The 1,089-nt window shown below is 35.3% G+C and carries 2 protein-coding genes; one reads left to right on the forward strand and one right to left on the reverse strand.

All coding sequences use genetic code 11. The annotated features are described in order from the left end of the window. Positions 1 to 40: 40 nt before the first annotated feature. A complete protein-coding gene (locus tag MTCD1_RS22170) occupies positions 41 to 172 on the reverse strand; it encodes a hypothetical protein (RefSeq protein WP_268807368.1) in 132 nt (43 codons plus the stop codon). A 207-nt stretch (positions 173 to 379) separates the two neighbouring features. Between MTCD1_RS22170 and MTCD1_RS18265 the strand changes: the two genes are divergently transcribed. Next, entirely contained in the window at positions 380 to 1,030 is a 651-nt protein-coding gene (locus MTCD1_RS18265) for a DUF2786 domain-containing protein (RefSeq protein WP_057180705.1), read from the forward strand. Positions 1,031 to 1,089: the final 59 nt, after the last annotated feature.

Here is a 1,089-nt window from a genome sequence, read left to right on the forward strand (position 1 = left end):
AAAGTATAAAAAACGAACAAAAAGAAGTCGCTTAACAAAATTAGGGTAAACAGTGCCAACTATCTTGAAAAACACCGTATGAGCCACCTACAAAACAACAATCGATGGATTTTCCGCCCTCTAACCAGCCAAGAGGATGCACCATGTTCCACTTAGCATTTCCAATATTCATATTAGGTTTACTTTTTTGCTTTTACTTTTTGTTTACACAGGACAGTGAGAAGGCCGTTGGATTAGTAATTAACACCGTAGGCGTATTGGTGGCTCTGGTAATATTCGGCTTGTTATCCTTATTGGTTTTATAGCTTTTAAAAAACACATTCGTTGGATTTTAAAATTTATTCCGAATCCAAGCCAGACAAATTCTAAGGATAATATGATGAGTAGAGAAATAAACAAAAACGACCTTGCGGTTGTGAAGAAGAAAATTAATAAATATTTAGCACTTGCAGCTAGGAATTCTAGTGAGCATGAAGCAACTCAAGCTATGATTCGAGCAAGTAAGATGATGGAAGCTTATGGTCTGATTGAACTTGACTTAGATAAAGCTAAAGAAGATATGAATGAGGTTGAACATCTCCTTATATTTAATCTTCAAAGAGAGAGAAGTTTAGTCAATGCTATAGCTAGGAACTTAGGGATATTTACGCTGTATATGCCAATGAACGAGTCGAAAAATAAATGGAGTTGTATAACTACTTTTGTTGGTGAGCAATTTGGAATCGATACCGCGCTAGTTACTTTTGAAGCTGCTCAAAATATTATACAAACAATGAGATATAAATACTTGGAGGATAAGTTGAAGACAAATGAGCCATTCAATGATAAAACAATATTGGACTACGGTGACGGTCTTATCAGTGGTCTTATTAAGAGGTTTGATGTGCTTACTAATAAAAGAGCTACCACTAATATTCAGACAGGTGAAGCAAGGGAAAGCTTGGATGGTAAAGGCTTAGTTCCAGTAAATCAAATGTACAGTACTGCTGTAAAATGGAGTGAAGCACAAAATCGGTGTTTTTCAAGATAGTTGGCACTGTTTACCCTAATTTTGTTAAGCGACTTCTTTTTGTTCGTTTTTTATACTTT

The organism is Colwellia marinimaniae (genome assembly GCF_002207865.1).
Classification (GTDB): Bacteria; Pseudomonadota; Gammaproteobacteria; order Enterobacterales; family Alteromonadaceae; genus Colwellia; species Colwellia marinimaniae.